The sequence below is a fragment of the Frankia sp. AgKG'84/4 genome (assembly GCF_023242965.2).
In the GTDB taxonomy this organism is placed as follows: Bacteria; Actinomycetota; Actinomycetes; order Frankiales; family Frankiaceae; genus Frankia.
This window is the reverse complement of record NZ_JALKFU020000002.1, coordinates 1-21831: the sequence shown is the minus strand read 5'-3', so window position 1 is coordinate 21831 and position 21831 is coordinate 1. Positions and strand designations below refer to the sequence as shown.

Below are 21831 nucleotides of genomic sequence, written 5' to 3'. Positions count from 1 at the left end.
GGGCTCGGCGTGCTGGACCTAGCGGTCGGCAGGTACGTCCACGACCACATCGCGCGGCACGGCGGGCTACACGTCGTCCCCGGATTCTTCGAGGAGCTGAGCCGCCATGGCTGAGGCTACGAGGCTGCCGCTGTCCGCAGCCGCGCGCGGAGTGTTTCTCGCCCACCAGCTCGACCCGTCCGGGCAGAGTTTCAACTGCGCTGAGTACCTGGACATCGACGGCCCCGTCGACGAGACGTTGCTGCGCTCGGCCTGGGCCATCCTGTGGGCCGAGGCCGACGCGGTCCGCGTCACCTCGATCGCCGCCGGCGACGGGCCGGGACAGCGGGACGGACTGTGGCAGCGGATGGAGCCCGCCAGCACCCCGCCCGACCTGTCGCTGCTCGACCTGTCCGGGGCCGCCGAGCCGCGCGGCGAGGCGGCGCGGTGGATGCACGCCGACGTCACCCACCCGGTGGACCTGTCCCGCGGCCCGATCTCGACCTTCGCGCTGATCCGGCTGGCGCCCGACCGCCATCTGTTCTACTGCCGCCTGCACCATGCGGTCATCGACGGGTACAGCATCCACCTGATCGAACGACGGATTGCGGAGCTCTACTCGGCCGCCGCCGGCGGCCAGCTCCCCTCCCCCGGCTTCGCCCCGCTGTCGACCCTGGTCGACGAGGACGTCGACTACCGGTCCGGTCCGCAGTTCGCGCGGGACCGCGAGTACTGGACCGACCGGTTCCGCGACGAGCCCGCGGCAACCCGCCTGCCCGGGGGGGACGCCCACAGCGGCGACCCGCGGCCGCCGCGGTTCGCCGCCACCGAACCGCTGCACCGCGAGGAGCTCGACCGAATCGGGCACGCCGCGGCACAGGTCGGCGCCACCTGGCAGATCTTCCTGCTCGCCGCGGTGGCCGCATACACCCGCCGGGTGGCGAACGATGACCAGGACGTGATCATCGGGATGCCGGTGGCCGGCCGCCGCAGCGCCGCCTCGCGGCGTGCCCCCGGGATGGCGACGAACTCGGTGGCGCTGCGCATCGCCGTCGACCCGGGGCAGTCCCTGGCACGGGTCGTGGCGACCGTAGCCGAAGAGGTCCGCGCGGCGCTGCGGCACGACCGGTACCGGGCCGAGGATCTGCGCCGTGACCTTGGACTGGACGGCAGCGGGCGGGCGTTCATCGGCCCGATGGTCAACTTCATGCCGCGGGAGGAGTCGCTGCGGTTCGGCGACAGCCCCGCGACCACGCACAACCTCGCGTCCGGGCCGATCGTCGACCTCTCGATCAGCGTCGTCGGGCAGCCCACCGCCGACCAGCTCGCGCTGGTGTTCGAGGCGAACTCCGACCACCACGACCTGCCGGGGTTCCAGGCCCACCGGGAGCGGTTCAGCGCGTTTCTGGCTGCCGTGACCGCCGCGCCCCAGGTGCCGATCGACCAGGTGGACCTGTTGCTGCCGGCCGAGCGGGTGGAGCTGCTCGACCGGCGGAACGCGACCGCCCGGCCCGTTCCGGCGACGACCGTCGCGCAGGCCATCGAACAGCAGGCGCGGCGCACCCCGGACGCGGTCGCCCTGGCTCATGAGGGGCGCACCTGGACCTACGCCCAGCTCGATGGATGGGCCGGCCAGGTCGCCGCCGACCTGGCCGGGCGCGGTCTCGGGGCCGAGGACCTGGTCGCCGTCCAGCTCCCCCGGTCACCGCAGCTCGTCGTCGCGATGCTCGCCGTGCTGCGGGCCGGCGCGGCGTACGCGCCGGTGGACCCGACCTACCCCGCCGATCGGATCCGCACCATCCTCGACGATCTCAGCCCCCGCCATGTGATCACCACGGTGCGGCCACCCGCCGAGCTCACCGCCGCGGCGGCCCCGAGCCGGCCGGCCGACCCGGCCAGCCCAGCCTATGTGATCTACACCTCGGGCTCAACCGGCACCCCGAAGGGCGTCATGGTGACCCATCGCGCCGTCCACAACTTCGCCCTGGACCACGCCCGGCGCTTCGGCGTCGACGCCGACAGCCGGGTCCTGCAGTACGTCTCGCCCAGCTTTGACGTCGCCGCCGGGGACATCTGGCCGACCCTGCTTCGCGGCGGCCGCGTCGTGCTCGCCCCCGAGGGGCGCACGACCGACGCGGCGGCGCTCGTCGCCCTGCTCGCCGCGGAGCGCATCACCCATGCGGCCATCCCGCCGGCGATGCTGGCCCAGCTGCCAGCCGCCGAGCTACCGGACCTGCGCCTGCTGATCACCGGCGGCGAGCGACCCGAGACCGAGGTGATCCGTCGCTGGTCGACCGGACGCCGCATGGTGAACGTCTACGGTGTCACCGAGGCCACGGTGGCCAGCACCACGGCCGTGCTCAGCGCGGACCTCCCGCCGGCCATCGGGCGCCCGATCGACAACTGCCAGGCGTACCTGCTCGACTCCCGGCTCGGCCCGCTGCCCGCCAGGTCGACCGGCGAGCTGTACCTGGCCGGTTCCGGTCTCGCACGCGGCTACCTGCGCCGACCCGAGCTGACCGCCGCGCGGTTCCTGCCGTGCCCGTTCGGCGCGCCGGGCTCGCGCATGTACGCGACCGGCGACCAGGCCCGGTGGCGCGCGGACGGCGAACTGGAGTTCCGCCACCGGACCGACGACCAGGTCAAGATCCGCGGTTTCCGGGTCGAGCTCGGCGAGGTCTCGGCGGTGCTGAGCGCTCACCCGCAGGTGCGGGCGGCGGTTGCGGTGGCCGCCAGGACGCGGTCCGGGCACCGCCGGCTGACGGCCTACGTGTGCCTGGTACCGGGCGCGACGGTGACCGCGGCGCAGTTGCGCGACGTCGCGGCGCGGGCGCTGCCAGACTTCATGGTCCCGGCGGTGGTGGTGCCGGTCGACACCATCCCGATGACGCCGCACGGCAAGGTGGACCGGGACGCCCTGGCCGCCGCGACACCCGCCGCCTCGACCGCCGGCCCGGCCGGGGACGACGACTGCGCGCCGGCCGGCTCGCGGGAGGCGACGCTGTGTGCCCTGTTCGCGGAGGCACTCGGGGTCGACCGCGTCGGGACGCACGACTCCTTCTTCGACCTCGGCGGCAACAGCATCATGGTGTTCCCACTTGTGGCGCGGGCCCGCGAGGCCGGGCTGGAGCTCTCCGCCCGCGAGGTGTTCCGCTACCCGACCGTCGCCGCCCTGGCGCCGGTGGTGCGGGGCGCGACACCGGCGCCCGTGCCCGCCCCCGGGCCGGGCGCCGCCGCCCGCCTGTCCGGCGACGAGCTCGACCAGCTGCGCCAGCGGTACCCTACGATGGTCGACGTTCTGCGGCTGTCCCCGCTGCAGGAGGGGTTCGTCTTCCACAACGCGCTGGCCGGCGCGGCGGGCGACGCCTACGCCTCCCAGATCCAGCTCGACCTGGACGGCCCGCTGGACACCCGGGCGCTGCGGTCCGCGGGCGAGACGCTGCTACGCCGCCATCCGAACCTGCGGGCGGCGTTCGTGCACGCCGACCTTGCCCAGCCCGTGCAGGTCATCCCCGCCGAGGTGACGCTGCCCTGGGCGGAGGGGGACCTGTCTGGCCACGGCGAGGAGCAGCGTGACGCCGAGGCACGGCGGCTCGCGGCCGGCGAACGGGACCGCGGCTGGGACCTGGGCGTCCCGCCGTTGCTGCGGCTGCTGGTGCTGAAGCTGTCCGCCGAGCGGCACCGGGTGATCCTGACCGGCCATCACATTCTCTGGGACGGCTGGTCGACGTCCATCCTGGTCCGCGAGCTGTTCACCCTCTACGAGGGGCAGCAGCCCCCGGCGGTGCTGCCCTACACCCGGTACCTGGACTGGCTGGCGGCACGGGACCGGGCGACGTCGCGGGCCGCCTGGTCTGCGGCGCTGACCGAGCTGGCCCAGCCCACCCTGGTCGCCCCTGCGGCCGGCGTTGCCGGCCGGCAGCGGCAGGTCCGGTGTGACCTCGGCGTGGAGCTCACCGAGCGGCTGGTCGCCCGCGCCCGGTCCACCGGTCTCACCGTGAACACGCTCGTGCAGGGGACGTGGGCGCTAGTGCTGTCCCAGCTCACCGGGCTCGACGACGTCGTGTTCGGATCGTCGGTGTCGGGCCGGCCGGCGGAGCTGCCCGGCATCGAGACCGCCGTGGGGCTGCTGACCAACACCATTCCCGTCCGGGTGCGGCTGCGTGCCGGTGAACCGCTGCTCGTGACGCTGACCCGGCTGCAGGCCGAGCAGGCGGACCTGATCGCCCACCACCATCTGGGGCTCAGCGAGGTGCAGCGGCAGTGCGATACCGGACCGACCCTGTTCGACACGGCGATCATGTTCGTGAACTACTCGTTCGACCCGGCGGAGTGGACGAGCCAGCTGGCGAACCTGAAGCTGGTCGCCTTCGAGGTGGAGGACGACACCCACTACCCGCTGCGGCTGGCCGTCGTCTCCGGGCCGCAGCTACACCTGCGGCTCGGCTACAGCCCCGAGGCGTTCCGGCCGCCCGAGGCCGAGCGCCTGCTGGCCCGGGTCGTCAGCACCTTCGAGTCGATTGCCGCCGGCACCCCGCGCTGAGGGTCGTCGCGCCGACCGCCGTCGCCCGCAGCGTTGGTACCGGAAAGGAAGTGAGATCGCGGTGAGCGCCCCGGACGTGTTCATCAAGGGGCTTGGCGTCCACCTGCCGGGTCGCGTCACCATCGAGTCGGCTGTCGCGCAGGGGCACTACCCGGCAGCCGACGTCGAGCTGCACCAGCTCACCGGCGCCACCGTCGCCGGCGACCTGCCGGCTCCCGACATGGCGCTGCGGGCCGCGCGTCAGGCGTTCGCACGCGCCCGGCACGACCCGCGCGACATCGATCTGCTGCTCTACGCCGCCTCCTGGCACCAGGGGCCCGACGGCTGGCAGCCGCACTGCCACCTGCAGCGCAACCTGGTCGGCGGTGACATGCTGGCGGTCGAGGTGCGGCAGGGCTGCAACGGCATGTTCGCCGCGCTCGCCCTCGGCGCCGCCCACCTTCGCTCGACGGTGTGCTCGGACCCGGCGGACGGACCGGCCAGTGCCCTGCTCGTCGCCGCGGACAACTTCGGCACACCGATGATCGACCGCTGGCGGATGGGACCGGGCTACGTGGCCGGCGACGCGGGCAGCGCCGTCCTGCTCACGACGGAACCGTCCTTCGCCCGGCTGTGTGCCGTGCGCTCGGTCACCGTCGCGGAAGCCGAGCAGATGCACCGCGGCGACGAACCGATGTTCCCGCCCGGCCCGACGGTGGGACGTGCCCTGGACTTCGCCACCCGGGGCGTGGCGTACAAGCGGGCCGCGGTCGCGGCGGGCGAGGGCACCGGGGCGTTGATCCGGATCCACCAGCAGACGCTCGCCGTCGTGGCGTCCACCCTGGCCGCGGCCGGCCTCGACCTCGGCGACGTCACCCGGGTCGCCTACATGAACTACTCCCGGGAGATCGTCGAACAGCGGTGCATGGCGGCGCTGGGCCTGGCGATGTCCCGCTCGACCTGGGAGTTCGGGCGGACGGTGGGTCACCTCGGGGCAAGTGACCAGGTGGTGTCCCTCGACCATCTGGTATCCGCGGGCGAGCTCCGGCCGGGAGACCACCTGCTCATGCTCGGCGTGGGCCCCGGCGTGACGATCTCGTGCGCGCTCGTGGAGATCGTCGAACCCGTGCCGTGGCGCGACTGAGCCACCCGGCGGCCCTGCACAGACGAGCGGCGGACCATCCCGCGACGGGCGGGCAGGCTATGGAAGGCGAGAACCTCATGTACCGCGTCGCCCAGACCACCGAAGCCCCGACCAGCGCCGCGCCGCCCGCACCCGCCGAGCCGGTGGCGGTGATCGGCCTCGGCTGCCGGTTCCCCGGCGGCGCGGACGGCCCGGAGGCGTTCTGGAACCTGTTGCTCGACGGGCGCGACGGCATCGGCGAACCGCCGGTGGAACGCTGGAGCGGCTACGCCGATCTCGGCCCCGACCATGCGGCAGCCGTGCGCCGCGCCGCCGTGCCCGGCGGGTTTCTCGCCGACATCAGCGGTTTCGACGCGGCGTTCTTCGGCCTCACCCCGCGGGAGGCGGAGCTGATGGACCCCCAGCAGCGCCTGCTGCTTGAGCTCAGCTGGGAGGCGCTGGAACACGCCGGTGTCGCACCACGCGACCTCGCCGGCAGCGACACCGGTGTGTTCGTCGGCATCGGGTCGGACGACTACGGCCGCCGCATGCTCGAGGATCTGCCCGCCATCGAGGCCTGGACGGGCATTGGCAGCGCGCTGTGCGCGGCGGCGAACCGCATCTCCTACGCCCTGGACCTGCGCGGCCCGAGCCTTGCGGTGGACACCGCGTGCTCGGCGTCGCTGGTGGCCACCCATCTGGCCTGCCAGAGCCTGCGGACCGGGGAGAGTTCCCTCGCCCTTGTCGGCGGGGTGAACTTGATCATCTCGCCGGGACTGACGCTCACCCTGGAAGCGGCGGGTGCCACCGCCGCGGACGGCCGGTGCAAGCCTTTCGACGCGGCTGCTGACGGCTACGGCCGCGGTGAGGGCGGCGGGATCCTCGTGCTCAAGCTGCTGTCCGCCGCGGCGCGGGACGGTGACCGGGTGCTGGCCGTCATCCGGGGCAGCGCCGTGCATCAGGACGGTCGCACGGGCGGGATCATGGCGCCCAACGGGGACGCCCAGCGCGAGCTGCTGGCCCGCGCCTGCAGCTCGGCGCGGGTGGCGCCGGATTCCGTCGACTACGTCGAGACCCACGGCACGGGCACCAGCCTTGGCGACCCGCTCGAGGCCGGCGCGCTGGCCGCCGTCTACGGCGCCGGGCGGAGCGCCGACCGGCCGTGCCTGATCGGGTCGGTCAAGCCCAACATCGGCCACCTGGAGGCCGGCGCCGGCGTCGCCAGTCTCATCAAGACGACCCTGGTCCTGGCCCATGATGAGATCCCGCCGAGTCTGAACTTCCGGACCGGCAACCCGGCGATCGACTGGCCGGCCTCCGGCCTGCGGGTCGTCACCGAGCGCACGGTCTGGCCGGACAACGGGCAGGTACGCCGCGCCGGCGTGTCCGGCTTCGGCTACGGCGGCACCATCGGCCATGTCCTGCTGGAGGAAGCCCCAGCACCAGCACCAGCGACGGAGACGGCCGCCTCGGCGGGGCCGGACAGGTTCGCGCCCGGCCGGGACGACGCCGCGACCAGGTCGCCGGGCGCGGGGCTGTTCCCGCTGTCGGCGGCGTCCGAGCCCGCGCTGCGCGCGTATGCCGGCCGCCTGGCCGACTGGCTCACCGAACCCGGCGGGACCGCACCGGCGGCATCGCTCGAGGCGGTCGGGCACACGCTGGGACTGCGGCGGTCCCACCTCGAGCACCGCGCCACCATGGTCGCGACCGACCGGGACGACCTCGTCGACGGACTGCGCCACGTCGCCGCCGGGACACCGTCACGGCAGACCGTCACCGCGACGGTGGCCGCCGGCCGGGGTGCCGGGCTGGTGTGGGTCTTCTCCGGGCACGGCTCGCAGTGGGTCGGTATGGGACGCGAGCTGCTGGTGACCGAGCCGGCCTTCACCGCTGTGCTGGCTGAGCTGGAGCCGGTGTTCGCCGCCGAGGCCGGCTTCTCCCCGCGGAAGGTGCTCGAAGACGGCGAGCTGCACCGCATCGACCACATCCAGACGATGATCTTTGTGATGCAGGTGGGGCTCGCGGCCGTGTGGCGGTCGTACGGCGTCACCCCGGACGCGGTGATCGGTCACTCGGTCGGCGAGATCGCCGCGGCGGTGGCCTGCGGGGCGCTGACCCTGTCGGACGGTGCGCTGCTGAGCTGCCGCCGCTCCCGGTTGTTGCGCAGGGTGGCCGGTGCCGGGGCGATGGCTATGGCGCCCCTGCCCTTCGACGAGGCACAGCAACGGCTGGCCGGGCGCACGGACCTGGTGGCCGCGATCTCGGCATCCCCGTCGTCCAGCGTGCTCTCCGGCTCGCCGGCCGCGCTCGACGCGCTCGCCGAGCAGTGGGCTGCCGAGGACATCCAGCTGCGCCGGGTCGCGTCGGACGTCGCGTTCCACAGCCCGCAGATGGACGAGCTCGTCGACGAGCTGGCGGCGGCCGCGGCAAACCTCATGTCGCGGGCACCACGGATCCCGATGTACCGCACGGCGCTCGCCGACCCCCGCGCGAACGCGCCGCTCGACGCCGCTTACTGGGCGGGCAACCTGCGCAATCCGGTGCTGCTGTCGGCGGCGGTCGAGGCCGCCACGCAGGATGGTTTCCGCGCCTTCCTGGAGATCTCGGCGCATCCTGTCGTCGCCCACTCGGTCAGTGAGACCCTCGCCGAGCTCGGGACGGACCGCGTCTTCGTCGGCTCGTCGCTGCGCCGCGACCAGCCTGAGGGCCACTCGATGCTCGCCGCGCTCGGCGCCGCGCACAGCCACGGCATCACCGTCGACTGGCGTCGCCTGGCGCCAGCCGGCGACCTCGTCACGCTGCCGCCGGTGGCCTGGCAGCGGCAGTCGCACTGGCACCGCGGCACGGCGACCGAGCAGGGCCAGGGCCTGCGGCATGACCCCGACTCCCACACACTGCTCGGATCCGAGATCCCGATTGCCGGGCGGTCGCCCCACCTGTGGCGAACGCTGCTGGACGACTCCAGCCGCCCGTACCCCGGCCATCACACGATCGAGGGCACCGAGGTCGTCCCTGCGGCCGTCGTGCTCACCACCTTCCTCGCCGCCGGTGGCCACACCGCGCTCGACGACGTGGAACTGCGGCTGCCACTGATCGTCGGGCCGCGGCGGGAGGTCCAGGTGCTGCGCGACGAGACGGGCCTGCGGTTGGCATCACGCGCCCCGGACGGCGACTGGCTCGCCCACGCCACCGCGCTGCCCACCGACGGGGAGCCGGTGCAGACCCGGCGGGCCCGCGGGCTGCGACCGGCCGACCCGGGCGAGGTGCGGAGCCAGCTGGCGTCGGTCGGCGTGCCGTCCATGGCCTTCGACTGGACCGTGGCGGAACTGCTGCGCGGCGTGCACGTCCTGCGGGCCCGGGTCGAGATCGGCCCGAGCACCACCTGGGCCGCGGTGCTCGACGCCGCGCTGTCCGTCGCCCCGGCCGTCTTCGCCGGCCCCCCGGCGCTGCGGATGGTGGCGGGCCTGAGCCGGGTGCGACTGGCCGGGCCGCCACCGTCGACGGTGGACGTGCAGGTGATCAACCACGACGACCTGCTCGACGTCCTCGTCCTCGATGCGACCGGCGCCGTGGTGGGGCAGCTGGGTGGGCTGCGCTACGGGGTGGCGACCGGCCGTCCCGCCGCCAGGCCACCGGCGCTGGTGCACGAACTCGTCTGGCGCCCGCTCGACCTCCCGGCACCGCCCGATGGCGCCGCGCACCGGGACATCGTTCTTGTCGGAGCCGGCGAGCTGGACGGGGCCGGCGGGCCGGACAGAGCCGACGGGCTAAACCGGGCCGACGGGCTGGCGGCGGCGCTGCGAGCGGCCGGCGCCCGCTGCCGAACCGTGCGGGACCCGACCGACCTCACCGATCTCACCGACCCGGGCGCCCCGCCGACCGACGTCCTCGTGATGGCGCCGCCCGCCGAGCCTGGCGAGTCGGTACCGGTGGCAGCGGGGCGGGCGGCGTGGCTGTTGCTGGCGGCGGCGCGGCAGCTCGCGGAGTCCCGGACGGCCAGGCTGTGGGCCCTCACCACCGGCGTGCGGGAGAGCGAGGGCGAGGCCCAGCTGACGCAGTCCACCCAGTGGGGGCTCGGCCGGGTGCTGGCCGGCGAGCACAACGGCCTGTGGGGCGGCATAGTCGACCTGCCCGCCGGCGATCTGGCCGAAGCCGGCGGGACGCCGCTGCTCGACGTGCTGCGCGCGGGATGGGACGAGGACGTCGTGGCGGTGCGCGGCACGGACATCACGAGGGCGCGGCTGCGCCCGGTCGCGGCACGTCCCGAGGAGCCGGGCGGGCTGCGTCCGCCCCTTGCGTGCCGGGCCGACGCAAGCTATCTCGTCACGGGCGGCCTCGGCCAGCTCGGCCTGGCGGTCGCCCACTGGCTGACGGAGCGCGGAGCACGCCGGCTCGTCCTTGCTGGCAGGCATGGGCTCCCGCCCCGGCGGGAGTGGGACGATCCCACTGACCCCGAAACCCGCCGCCGGATCGACGCGGTGCGCGCGCTGGAGGGCCTCGGCGTCACGGTCCGGGTTGTCGCGCTCGACGTCGCCGACGAGGCGGCGACCGCCAGGGCACTGTCGGAGTGCACGGATCTGCCGCCGATCAGCGGCATCGTGCACGCGGCCGGCGTCCTGGACAACCGCATGGCGCTGGACGTCGACGAGTCCTCGCTGCGCACGGTCCTACGCCCGAAGGTCAACGGGGCGTGGAACCTGCACCGGCTGTTTCCGCCGGGCACCGTGGACTTCTTTGTCCTGTTCGCCTCGTGCGGCCAGCTGTTGCGGCTACCCGGGCAGGCCAGTTACGGCGCGGCCAACGCCTTCCTCGACGCGCTGGCGGCGCACCGCGGTGACACCACCAGTTTCGACTGGACGTCCTGGCGAGGGCAGGGCATGGCCGCGAACAAGGCTGTTGACCGCGCGCTGCGTGCCATCGGCGTCACCGACATCTCGCCGGCGGAGGCATTCGCCGCGTGGGATTTCGCCTCCCGACGCGGTCCCGGCCAGTTCGTCATCCTGAACCGGGCACCCGTCGACGACGGCCGCCCGGCCGGCGCCGGCACGGATGACATCCCACTGCTGGCCGAGCTCGACGTCCCGCCGGGCGGCACGACGCGGGGCGCGGGTGGGGCCGGCGCAGAGAACACTCCGCAGACTCCCGACCCGCTGGCCGGTCTGCTGCCCGACGAGCTGCGCAGGCGGATGGTCGAGGTGGTCGGCGCCGACGTGGCCGGCGAGATGCGCCTCGCCGCCACGGCGCTGGACGTCGATCGTTCGCTGGTCGAGCAGGGCCTCGACTCGGTGATGACCATCGTCCTCCGCCGGCGGTTGGAAAAGCGGTTCGGCCGCCGGCTCCCGTCGACGCTGCTGTGGCATCACCCGAGCGTGGCGGCGATAGCCGACCATCTGATCGACCAGCTCGCCGCCCCGCCAGGCCCCTGATCCGCAGCGCGCGTCCGCAGGCCCGGCGCCGGCCGTGCGGTCACCGACCGCGACCCGTCAGCGCCGCTGCCCCAGCACCGCCTGCCGCTCGCGCGCCTTATCGCCGATGGCGGCGGGCGTCTCCAGCTCCGCCTCCGTGAGGTGATCGATCAGCACGCAGATTCTGGGTGGTGCCATCGTCCTGGCCGGCGCCACGATCCTCCGCCTGCCCCGGTGAGACGGATCCGGGCGGCCGGTCGGTTCGTGCCGTGACCGCCGGTCCCGATCAGCGTGATACTCGGTCTGAACGCAGATCGTCGAGCGGATCGGGGAGTTCGATGCCGACCACCACCGGTTTCAACCACGTCGCCACCATCACGGCGGACCTGGACAGACTCATCAAGTTCTACATCGACGCGTTCGACGCCGCGATCACCTTCGAGATGGCGGCGAAGGACGACCACCCGCGCATGATCATCCTCGATCTCGGCGGCGGCGCCGCCCTCAACGCATTCGAAGTGCCAGCCGACGAGATCCTCGGTGATCGACGCCGGCAGGGCGGGCGGGGCCCGATCGACCATTTCGGCCTCGCGGTCGACTCGCTCGCGACGCTGGAGGCGACCCGCGACCGGCTGCGCGACCTGGGCGCCGACATCGGCGAGATCCAGCGGCTCGGCTCCGAGTGGTCGCTGTTCTTCCGCGATGTCGATGGCATGGAACTGGAGGTCTGCTGCCACGCCGACGAGTGATCGGATCGAGCGGCGCTCAGCTCAGCTCGACGCGGATCAGGGGCCGGCCGGCCATCGCGGCCAGCCGCAGCGCCTCCTCGTCGAACCGGCGCCGAAATCCCGGCCCGCGGGAACGGCCGGGAATTTCTGGTCGGCGTCAGTCGGCGTCGCTGAACCGAATGCCGACCATCACCATCGCGATGACGACGGCGCCCCCGATCACGCTTCGCGCCGCGGGCACGTCGTCGAGAAGGACCAGCGTCCAGACCGGCGTCAGCGGCGCGTCCAGGACATCTATCAGGGCCGCCGTTCGGGACGGGACGCGGCTCGACCCGATCACCAGGAAGACCCGGCCCAGCCCGAGCGTCACGATTCCGAAGGCCGCGCAGATCAGCAGCTGGGTCGGCCGGAACAGCCCGGACCCGGCGAACGGCGCCGCCACAACCGCGCTCAGCAGGCAGGCCAGGCCGGAGGCGGCGAGCATCGGCGTCTCGCGGTGCTCGCGGGCGATGAGGATGACACCGGCCACGCAGACCGTCATGAGCAGCGCCAGGGCCATTCCCGCGACATCCCCGCCCGAGAGCCCGCCGCCCGACATGACCGCGACACCGACGACCACGCCGCCGCTGGTGACCCAGAAGATCCCGGGGGGCCGGTGCCGCCCCAGCAGCATTTCGATCAGTCCGACGATGATCGGTACCGTGGCGTAGATGATTGACACGTTGACGACGGTGCCGATCCGGTAGGCGATGACCAGGCTGGTCATCCCGATCGTGAACAATGCCGCGACGCTCAGCGCCGGCCAGCGGAAGTTCGCCCGGTCCGACAACCGCTGCCCGGTGAAAAGGCGCGCCACCACCCAGATCGCCAGTGCCCCGAAGACGCCCCGGATCACCAGAACATCCGGCAGCGGTAGCGAGGTGAGCGCGGTGAATAGCCCGACGGTGCTAAAGGCGACCGCCGACCCCAGCATCAACAGAACACCGGAGGCACGTTCGCCCCGCCCGGCCGGCGCGGGCTGTTCCGCCGGTGCTGGTGAAGGCGGGCTGGGCAGACGCTGATCCAGCGGTATCTGTCCTGGTAGTGCCGGTTGCCGCGCTGTGATCCACACCATGGGGGCACCTAACGTTCTCGGTAGGCGGACAACGAACGGGCTTCCCCATGCCAACCGGGTGGAACATGACGGCCCCAGGCGGACCACACCGTGGGTGGTTTGCCGCCGGGCGCGAACCACCGAGACCGTCATGTCCCGGCCGCCGGTCAGAGGGAAAGCGCCGTGCGAGGGCTGCCATCGCACTGCGGTCAATTCGAGGAGACCATCCGCGCCGTCGGCGCCCTGCCGGCGGAGAGTGTGCCGCCAGCCGTCCGCGATGATCTTTTGACGGCTTTCCAGCACTGGTCCGCGCCGGGCGAGAACCCCGGCTGATCACACTAGCTTTCCTGGTCGGCCGCGGTGCAGTTCACCAGGAGCTCGAAGGCGGTCTGGATGGTGCGGGCCTCGTCGGCGGAAAGGGAACCGAGCACGTCGGCCAGCCAGTCACGACTGTGGCAGAGGGCGGCCGACGCGGCGGTGCCGTCGGCGGTGGCGGCGATCAGCTTGACGCGTCCGTCGCGCGGATCGGCGCGGCGTTCGACGAGGCCCAGTTCGATGAGACGGTCGACCTTGGCGGTCAGGTTCGACGGGTCGCAGCCGAACTGCGCGGCGATGTCCTTCATCGATGAGGGCCGGATCGCCGCGAAACCGAGGACCCGCGCCTGGGCGAGGGTCAGCCCGGCCCGCTGGGCGGCGGTCTCGAAGTCGAGCAGGTAGGCACCGACGAAGTCGAGCATCGCCCGGCGGATCCCGGGAAAGCGGCCGCGGGCCATGTCGCCGGTCAGGGTTTCCCCGGTGAAGGACGGTCGGGTGCCCACCACAGGGACGATACCTGAGACTCTCCAGCAAGTGCTTGACACTCTCAGCCAATTAGCTGAGAGTCTCATGCAGTTGTCCCGGGCGCGGGACGCCGACGAAGGAGCACGTCGTGATCACAGAGTCAGCCTCACCGCCGTCCCCAGCCGGGCTTGCCGCGGCCGGCCGCAGCGCCGAACGGCAGGTCGAGGAGGTGGTGGCCGCGTACGTGCGAGCCGCCGACCGGCGGGACGGGTCGGCGATGAGCGGGCTGTTCACCGAGGACGCGGTGGTCGAGATCTATTACACGGGCAGCGGCGGCCGTGATCCGCTGGGCAGCGTGCGGGGAGCGGCGGCGATCGGGCAGGCGGTCGCGGGCCTGATGGCCCCGCACCCGCCGCGCGGCTGGAGCCACCACACCACGTTCAACCCCATCATCGCCGTCGATGGGGACACCGCCACCATCGACGTGCAGTTCCTGGTCTACAACGTGGTCGGCCGGGCGGAGCCTGCGGGCGGATGGCCGCCGGGCGCGGTGGGCGCGCAGGGGAGCATCACCCCGATCGAGTCCGGCTACAACCGGTCGACGCTGCGCCGCGTCAACGGCAAGTGGCTGATCGCCGAGCACGTGATCAGCCACGACCTGCCCTACGCGTTCCCCCGGGACTGAGCCCGGTGCGCGCCATCCGACGACTGGCACCCGACCCCGACGCCTCGCTGACCGGCCTTGAGATCGGCGACCGGGACCAGCAGCCGCCGCCGGACGGGTGGGTCACGGTGACGCTGCGGTGCGCGTCGATCAATCACAGCGACCTGGCCGCCATCCGCGGGCACGGGTTCGATCCGGCCGGGCCGCCGCGGGTGCTCGGCTCGGACGGCGCGGGTGTCGACCCGGACGGCAACGAGGTCATCATCTATCCGATCATCGCGGCGCCGCGGTACGCCGACCCGATGCACGATCCCGCGCTGCGGATGCTGTCGCAGGGCGTCGACGGCACCTGGGCCGAGCGGGTCCACGTGCGTCGCGCCAACCTGGTCCCGAAACCGCCGGAACTGACCTGGGAGCAGGCTGCCTGCCTGGGCACCGCCTGGCTGACGGCGTATCGGATGCTGTTCGGCCGGGCCAGGGTCGACCCCGGCGGGACGGTCCTCGTGCAGGGTGCGGGCGGCGGCGTTCCGACCGCCCTGATCCGGCTGGCCGTGGCCGCCGGTCTGCGGGTGTGGGTCACCAGCCGCGACCCGCGGCGCGGTCGACGCGTGGTCGAGGAACTCGGCGCGCACGCCGCCTTTCCGTCCGGCGCCGACCTGCCCGAACCCGTCGACGCGGCCCTGGACTGCGTCGGCAGGGCGACGCTGGCGCACTCGCTGCGCTCGGTCCGCCCCGGCGGATGTGTCGTGGCCGCCGGGGCCGTGACCGGTGCCGCCGTCGATGTCGACCTGGCCGACCTGTTCGTACGGTCGGTCTCCCTGCACGGCAGCGCGATGGGCACGCCCGCCGAACTACTGGCGCTCGCCCGGTTGTGCGCCACCACCGGCGCCGGGCCGGTGATCGACACCGTCTGGCCTCTCACCGAGGCCCGCCCGGGTATCGGCAGGGCCTTCGCCGGCCAGCAGTTCGGCAAGATCATCCTGCGCTGCGACCAGTGAGCGCGGCGTCGCCACGGCCGAGCCGGCCCTACCGGCAGGTGCCGCCAGCGAAACGATCGCTCAGGCGCACTGCCCCGAGCGGGGGCCGTTCACGGTGTTGCCCGTCTGGCGCAGCGAGGGGGTGTTCCCGCTGCAGCTGAGCGGGCCGCCGACGCGGTTCGCCGTGAACGCGGGGACGGCGTCGGCGGGTGTCGGGCCGCTGCCGCTGTTGTTGGTGATCTGCGCCGGCCCGCTGATCGCGTAGCCGGAGACCTCCAGACCCGCGGTGTTACCGCTCACGCTCAGCGGACCGGAGATGCTGCCACCGGCGCAGGGCGCGTGGTCCGAGCCGATCTGGACGTAGCCGGTGCTGCCCTGGACGGTGACGGGCCCGCTCACCGTCGCCTGGCACAGGACCAGGGCGGACGCCCGGGTGCTGGACACCGGTCCGGAGATCGACGCGCCGGTCACGGAAAGAGATCCGCCGGCCTGCACGGTGACCGGGCCGGCCTGCCGTCCGCCCGCGGCCAGGCAGACGGCCTGGTTGGCGGTCACGGTCAGGGGTCCGCTGTGGGCACCGGTGAGGCAGGGCTGGCTGAAGCCGACGGTGATCGTCGTCGGGGCGGGCGTGGCGCTCGGGCGGAAGGTCGGGCCGCCGCTGTAGCTCGCCGTGATCTGGTGCGCGCCGGGCTGGAGCTGGGCGGCGCGGAAGGTCGCCGTCCCCGCGGTCAGCGGGACGGTCGCCAGCGGGGTCGTCCCGTCCGAGAAGGTCACCGTTCCGCTCGGGGTGCCGACGCCGGCCACATCCGGCGCCACTGCGGCGGTCAGGTCGACGGGCCGGCCGAACAGCGGGCTGGTGGTCGACGCGGTCAGCGAGGTCGTCGTGGCGTGGGTGAAGTCGGCGCACAGCGCGTAGGCGCTCGCGACCTGGTCACCCGTACCGCCGGAGCCGCCGGCCGCGAAGATCGCGCTCCAGGAGGTGGGGTTGGTCGTCCCGTTGGCGGCGGGATCACCCGCCGTGTCGCTCGGGTAGCTGCCGCGCAGGTGGGTGCCACCGGCCGGGTTGCCCGAGGTCGGACCCGCCTGCAGGCCCTGGCCGCCGCCGAGGAGGGTGAGATCCGTCGGGCAGCTCGCGGTGGCGACCGCGAAGGTGCTCCCCTCCTGAGGACCGAGGCCGGACTTGCGGACGACCTTGATGGTCGTGTCACCAGGCTCGGCGCACACGGCGTACGCGAAGGTCTGCGCGCCGTTGTCGGACTGCCCGTTGATGAGGCCCATGCCCGTCCAGTAGCGCGGGTTCGTCGCCCCGTCGGGCAGCGGGTTGCCCGCCGCGTCGCTCGGGAAGCTGCCCACGGCCTTCAGGCTGGCCGACGGCGGCGGGATCGTGTGGGCTCCACCGCCGACCGCGACGGTTCCGTCGGGGCAGGCGGCGGTGGTGTAGGCGAGTCCGGCCCGGACCGGGCCGGGGACGGAGGCGACCGCGACGGTCCGGTGGTCGAGCTTCGTCCCCTCGGCGCACATCGCGAAGCTGGTGATCTTGTCACCGTCCTCGGCCTGACCGCCGAAGTTGCCCAGGGCCGACCAGAACTCGGGGTTCTGCGCCCCGTTCACGACCATGGTCCCGCTCGCGTCGCTGGGGAACGTCCCCTTCGCGCGCAGCCCGTTGATCGGCGGGATGGGGTCGGTGGCGTCGATCTTGCTGCCCCACATGCCACCGCTGACCAGCACGCTGCCCGCCGGACACGACGTCACCGCGGTCGCGTACGCCGAGGGCGCGCCCGGGACGGACACATCCGTGCGGGTCACGCGGATCACCGGCCGCTGCGCCGTGTCCGCCGGTGCCGCACCCGGTGCCGGCGCTGCCGCGGCGGGCGCCGCCATGGCAACGGTCACCGCCAGCGCGGACATCCCGGCGATGACGCCCCCGCGCCCGCGCGCCGCTCCTGGCCCGCCGCGGCTCCCGATCCAGTTCGTTCCGAGCACCCTGCCGTCCCCCCGTAGTCACCTCAAAGATTTCGGGCACGGCAACAGACCGCACCCGCAATGAGCCCAGCGCCACGCCGCCTCGGCGGTTCGTGACCTTCCCGAGCGACAGGACTGTACTGCTGGACAATGCGCAAATGCGAGGAGTTTGGCAAAAAAAGTGCGCATATACGGTTTGGATTCGGGTGGATAGCCGCTTGCGCTGGATCGGCAACCACCGGTGTTCGACAGGAGGGCCGTGCGCGGGCGCCGTGCCCTCCTGCCGTTCGTGCCGTTACCTCGCGACCGGAGCGACCGCGCGGCGAGCGCCGGCCGTCAGTTGCCGGCCAGGCACAGGGCCCACGCGTGTGACCTGGTGGCCGAGGTGGAACCGCCTCCCCCGGTGTGGGTGGTGGAGGTCCAGTTGGCCGGTGCGGTGGTGGACGGACTCCCGCTGCCGTCGCTGGGGTAGCTGCCGTTCAGATGATCGCCCTGGGCGCCCGGCGCGGAGAAGTCGGACGACGTGACGTCGCCGCCGGTGACGCCGGCTCCGCCGCTGATCAGCGTTCCGTCGCCCTCCCCGCACCCGGTCGTGGTCTTCTGCGGCGCCGCGACGCTGGCCGGGCCGGTCGACTCGGCGTACCGCACGGTGACGGTGGTCCCGCTGATGTTGATGCCGCTTCCGCTGCAGATCGCGTAGGCGTAGGTGACGTTGGTGGCGCCGGTGGTGCTGCCGCCGTACAGGCTGCCCGCGACCCAGGAGTCCGGGTTCGTCTCCCCGTCATCGGCGGCGATGGCGCCGTTGTCATGCGTGCCCGCACCGGTGCCGTCCAGGTAGGTGGGGGCGCTGAGGACCGGCTTGAGAGCACCCACGTTGTTCGGTGTGGTGCGCGCCCCGCCGCCGAGGAGCCGCGTGCCCTCGGGGCAGGTCGCCACCGTCAGGGCGGTGGTCCCGGGACTGGTCGGGCCAGCGACGCTGTTCATCACGATCTGGGTGCCCGTGATCGTGCCGCCGGGATCGAGGCACATCGCGTACGGCGTCGAGCCGAACGCCGCGTCGAGGCCGCCGCCCGACCCGCCCGTGCCGCCGATGGCCCGCGCCTGCGTCGCATTCGTGCCGACGACGCCGGGCGAATAGCTGTTGGCCGCGACGTACTCGGCCGTTCCGTCGAAGGGAACGATTCCCCTGACGTGCAGATTGCTCTGCGCCGTCCCGGTGCCGACGGTCTGCAGGATTCCGACGCCGGAGACCACGTCGTTCGCGTCACCGCCGGTTCGGCAGTTCGCGTTGCTCGCGCTCTCCGAGTTGGCCGTCGTGGGCCCGCTCGTGGCGCCAGGGCTGCGAACAGTCAGCGTCGTTGACGCGTATGCGGTTCCTGGCAGCGCGACCACCAGGGCGGCCCCGAGAACGAGTGCCGTGAACACGGGGGTCCGAAGAGACTTTCTCGCCATCGCCTTCTTCCTTGTCGGAGAGACGTGTTCGCCTGCGAACGTGACCTGGCGGAGAGGGACCGCTCGCCCGCCGGAGTTCCTGAGAACGCGCGCATGCGCCGATGACCGCCCGGTCGGCTCTCCACGATCGAGTTCGCCCACCGGCATCGGCGTCGCGCGGCCCGCCCCACCGTGGGAGCGACCCTCAGGATCGGAAGCATAGAGCGATTCAATCCGTGGATGCGCCATTTTCGTGGAAGCAACCCCGCTCTAGCGGATTCGTGCTTGAATCCCTGCGGCCGACCGGCCGCACCGTCACCGGCCGCAACCCGTCAGCGCTTCTGCCCCAGCGCCGCCAGCCGCTCGCGCACCTTGTCGCCGATGGCGGCGAGCGTCTCCAGCTCCGCTTCCGTGAGGTGATCGATCAGCACGCCGCGCACGTCATCCACGTGCTGGGGAGCAGCGTCCTCGATCAGTTTCCGGCCGCGCGGCGTGACGGCCACGACCGCCCCCCGCTGGTCGGTGGGGCACCGCTCGCGCCGCACCAGGCCGCGGTTCTCCATCCGGGCCAGGTGCTGGGAGAGCCGGCTCTTCTCCCAGCGCAGCAGCCCTCCCAGCTCGAACGGCCGCAGCCGGCCCTCCGACGCCTCGGAGAGGTGGACCAGCACCTGGTAGTCGGAGTTCGAGAGCCCGCACCCGTTGCGGAGCTGCCGGTCGACGAACTCCGTCAGGCCGTCCTGCATCTCCATCAGGCCGCGCCAGGCCCGCTGCTCGCGCTCGTCCAACCACCGCACCTCTGCCATGCAGGCACCCTACCGCTTGGTTGACATGTTAACCAGACTTCGATACGGTGCGGTTAACACATTAACTACCCTGTAGACGAATCTGATCACGCGAGCTCGGTGGCGACCCCAGTCGCCACCGGCGCACCGCGGACGACGGATGGGAAAGAACGCAGATGGACACCAGCTCCGCAACAGGCCACCGCGCGCTCGATCACCTCGACGCCGAGGGCCGCCGCATACTGTTCAGCGAGGCGCGGACCGCCAACAGCTTCGCGGACACCCCGGTGTCCGACGCGGAGCTGTCGGACATCTGGGAACTGGCCAAATGGGCGCCGACCGCGGCCAACTCCCAGCCGCTGCGCGTGCTCTACGTCCGTCCCGGCGAGGGCCGTGACCGGCTCCTCAAGCACATGGCCGAAGGCAACCGCGCGAAGACGGCAGCCGCCCCGGCCGTGGCCGTCCTCGCCGTGGACACCCAGTTTCACGAGCACATTCCGACAGTTCTGCCGTTCAGGCCAGAGCTGAAGGACGTCTACGCCGCGAACGAGGCGATGCGCACCGAAACCGGCACCTTCAACGCCACTCTGCAGGCGGGCTATTTCATCCTTGCCGTCCGCGCCCACGGCCTCGCCGCCGGGCCGATGGCGGGTTTCGACGCGGCCGGCGTCGACGCCGAGTTCTTCCCCGACGGCCGTCTCCACTCGATTCTGGTCGTCAACATCGGTCACCCCGGCGAGAACCCCTGGTTCGGCCGGCTGCCCCGCCTGGAGCACGGCGACGTCGTGCAGTGGGCCTGAGAAAGACCGATCAGTGCCGCGGCCGTGGCGGTCGGCGTCAGGCGGTGTGATCGGCCGGCCCTGAGGGCTCTCGGCGGCCGCGTTCGATGAGCGGGGCCAGCCCGTCGAGCAGGCGGGCGAGGCCGAAGCGGTAGGCGTGACCAGGGTCGTGGGCGCTGCCGTGCGCCTGACCGGCGGCCGCGCCAACCCGGCTCGCGCGCGGATAGCGGCTTTCGTCCAGCACGCGGCTCAGTAGCGGGCCGACCGTCGCCCACCATCGGGCGTCGTCGCCGTCGGGCCCGGCGGACGCCACGGCCGCGTCGTGGGCCGCGCGGGCGTTGGCCTGGACGAAGGACAGCAGACAGGTCAGGCAGTCGTCCATCTCGACGTCTGACAGGTCAAGGTCGTCGAAGGCGGAGAGCTCGTGCTCGTACTTCGCCATGAGACCAGGCCCCAGCGGCGGCCGCAGCGTGGAGACCTCAGCTGCCCAGGGATGCGCGGCGAACAGGGCCTGGTTCTCGTCGGCCACGGCGGTCAGCCGCTCCCGCCAGACCGCGCCGGCCGTGTCCGTCCGCGGCATTCCGGCGTAGGCCGCGTCGAGCATCAGGTCAAGCAGTTCCTCCTTGCCCGGCACATAGGTGTACAGCGTCATGGGGACCACTCCCAGGGCACGGGCGACGGCCCGCATCGTCACCGCGGGGAGCCCCTCCTGGTCGGCGAGGTCGGTGGCGGCCCGGACCACGGCGGTGAGGTCCAGCGCCCGGCTCGGTCCCCGGCGGGGGGCCGGCGCCTCTCCCCACAGCAGAGCCAGCGTGCGGGCCGGATCTCCGGCGCTCGATCGTTCGGCGCTCACGTGCCCATCATCCGGGGTAAAACTCTGTACGTCGTATGGTGTACGGAGTACAGAGTAAGTGCCAGCCGATCCCGGAGGTTGCACGTGAAGATCAGCTCGTCGGCCGTGTCGCTGAACGTCGACGACGTCGCCGCCTCGGCCACCTTCCTCACCAGCCACTTCGGCTTCACGGAGCTGATGGCCGCCGACGGCTTCGTCTCCCTCGGCCGCGAGGACGCCGGGATGAACGTCGTCTACCTGCGCCGCGGGCTGCCCACCCTGCCCGCCGACCAGCGCGACGCCCACGCCGGCGGACTGATCCTCGCGTTCGTCGTCGACGACCTGGAGGGGGAACTCGCCCGGCTCCAGAACGCCGGCGTGACCATCACGATGCCGCTGACAGTCGAGGAGTGGGGCGAACGCGCCTTCCAGGTCCGCGACCCCAACGGCGTCATCGTCCAACTGGTCGACTGGAACGGCGCCAGCGGTCAGCCCGCCGCCGGCAACGCCTGACGCGGTCGGACCGCCCGCGGGGCCCCGTGACGGCAGGGCCGCGCGGGCGGTTCGGCGTGACGGGCGCGTCGGGTCAGAAGCCCTGGCTGCGCATGGCGGCGTCGACGTTCGCGGCGTCGGCCGCCGCGTACTCCGGCGCGTTCGCCACCACGGCCTGGGTGGTGAGGAAGAGGCCGGCGATGCTGGCGGCGTTCTGCAGGGCGGAGCGGGTGACCTTGGCGGGGTCGATGATGCCGGTGGCGATGAGGTCGACGTACTCGC

The 21831-nt window shown here is 72.8% G+C and carries 14 protein-coding genes and 1 pseudogene; 8 read left to right on the top strand and 7 right to left on the bottom strand.

What is annotated here, in order from left to right; genetic code table 11:
- The first annotated feature begins 106 nt into the window (after positions 1 to 106).
- From MXD58_RS00450 to MXD58_RS00435, 4 genes are all read left to right on the top strand, one after another.
- Entirely contained in the window at positions 107 to 4522 is a 4416-nt protein-coding gene (locus tag MXD58_RS00450) for a non-ribosomal peptide synthetase (protein WP_248839816.1), read from the top strand.
- Between the two features lie 61 nt (positions 4523 to 4583).
- A complete protein-coding gene (locus MXD58_RS30520) occupies positions 4584 to 5645 on the top strand; it encodes a ketoacyl-ACP synthase III family protein (protein WP_248839817.1) in 1062 nt (353 codons plus the stop codon).
- Positions 5633 to 11050, top strand: coding sequence for a type I polyketide synthase (locus MXD58_RS00440; RefSeq protein WP_248839818.1), 5418 nt, complete (start codon positions 5633 to 5635; stop codon positions 11048 to 11050). Before MXD58_RS30520 ends, MXD58_RS00440 begins: the two co-directional genes overlap by 13 nt.
- A gap of 317 nt (positions 11051 to 11367) precedes the next feature.
- Complete coding sequence (locus tag MXD58_RS00435; RefSeq protein WP_248839819.1) at positions 11368 to 11778, top strand: VOC family protein; 411 nt, start codon at positions 11368 to 11370, stop codon at positions 11776 to 11778.
- Between the two features lie 136 nt (positions 11779 to 11914).
- On the opposite strand, the gene MXD58_RS00430 is transcribed toward MXD58_RS00435, so the two are convergent.
- Together MXD58_RS00430 and MXD58_RS00425 are read right to left on the bottom strand one after the other, a co-directional pair.
- Positions 11915 to 12871, bottom strand: a complete 957-nt coding sequence (locus tag MXD58_RS00430) for a DMT family transporter (protein WP_284677671.1) — start codon at positions 12869 to 12871, stop codon at positions 11915 to 11917.
- 317 nt (positions 12872 to 13188) lie between these two features.
- Positions 13189 to 13668: a MarR family winged helix-turn-helix transcriptional regulator gene (locus MXD58_RS00425; protein ID WP_248839821.1), complete on the bottom strand. Its 480-nt coding sequence runs from the start codon at positions 13666 to 13668 to the stop codon at positions 13189 to 13191.
- A gap of 110 nt (positions 13669 to 13778) precedes the next feature.
- Here MXD58_RS00425 and MXD58_RS00420 point away from each other — a divergent pair, with 110 nt between their 5' ends.
- Together MXD58_RS00420 and MXD58_RS30515 are read left to right on the top strand one after the other, a co-directional pair.
- Positions 13779 to 14315 (top strand): nuclear transport factor 2 family protein, encoded by a 537-nt coding sequence (locus MXD58_RS00420; protein ID WP_248839822.1) that lies wholly within the window; start codon positions 13779 to 13781, stop codon positions 14313 to 14315.
- A 5-nt stretch (positions 14316 to 14320) separates the two neighbouring features.
- Positions 14321 to 15292, top strand: coding sequence for a zinc-binding dehydrogenase (locus MXD58_RS30515; protein ID WP_248839823.1), 972 nt, complete (start codon positions 14321 to 14323; stop codon positions 15290 to 15292).
- 60 nt (positions 15293 to 15352) lie between these two features.
- Here the strand turns inward: MXD58_RS30515 and MXD58_RS00410 are convergent, their stop codons facing one another.
- The 3 genes from MXD58_RS00410 to MXD58_RS00400 form a co-directional block, all read right to left on the bottom strand.
- Positions 15353 to 17254, bottom strand: a complete 1902-nt coding sequence (locus MXD58_RS00410; protein WP_248839824.1) for an Ig-like domain repeat protein — start codon at positions 17252 to 17254, stop codon at positions 15353 to 15355.
- Between the two features lie 315 nt (positions 17255 to 17569).
- Complete coding sequence (locus MXD58_RS00405) at positions 17570 to 18685, bottom strand: hypothetical protein (RefSeq protein ID WP_248839825.1); 1116 nt, start codon at positions 18683 to 18685, stop codon at positions 17570 to 17572.
- 311 nt (positions 18686 to 18996) lie between these two features.
- Positions 18997 to 19467, bottom strand: a complete 471-nt coding sequence (locus tag MXD58_RS00400; RefSeq protein WP_248839826.1) for a MarR family winged helix-turn-helix transcriptional regulator — start codon at positions 19465 to 19467, stop codon at positions 18997 to 18999.
- Between the two features lie 155 nt (positions 19468 to 19622).
- On the opposite strand from MXD58_RS00400, the gene MXD58_RS00395 reads away from it, so the two are divergent.
- Entirely contained in the window at positions 19623 to 20246 is a 624-nt protein-coding gene (locus MXD58_RS00395) for a malonic semialdehyde reductase (RefSeq protein WP_248839827.1), read from the top strand.
- Positions 20247 to 20283: 37 nt separating this feature from the next.
- Here the strand turns inward: MXD58_RS00395 and MXD58_RS00390 are convergent, their stop codons facing one another.
- The gene (locus MXD58_RS00390) at positions 20284 to 21078 is read right to left on the bottom strand and encodes a TetR/AcrR family transcriptional regulator (RefSeq protein ID WP_248839828.1); all 795 of its coding nucleotides are present in this window, start codon (positions 21076 to 21078) and stop codon (positions 20284 to 20286) included.
- Between the two features lie 84 nt (positions 21079 to 21162).
- Here MXD58_RS00390 and MXD58_RS00385 point away from each other — a divergent pair, with 84 nt between their 5' ends.
- Positions 21163 to 21570, top strand: a complete 408-nt coding sequence (locus tag MXD58_RS00385; RefSeq protein WP_248839829.1) for a VOC family protein — start codon at positions 21163 to 21165, stop codon at positions 21568 to 21570.
- 73 nt (positions 21571 to 21643) lie between these two features.
- Here the strand turns inward: MXD58_RS00385 and groEL are convergent.
- Positions 21644 to 21831: pseudogene (gene groEL / locus MXD58_RS00380) on the bottom strand (chaperonin GroEL); the annotation flags it as partial.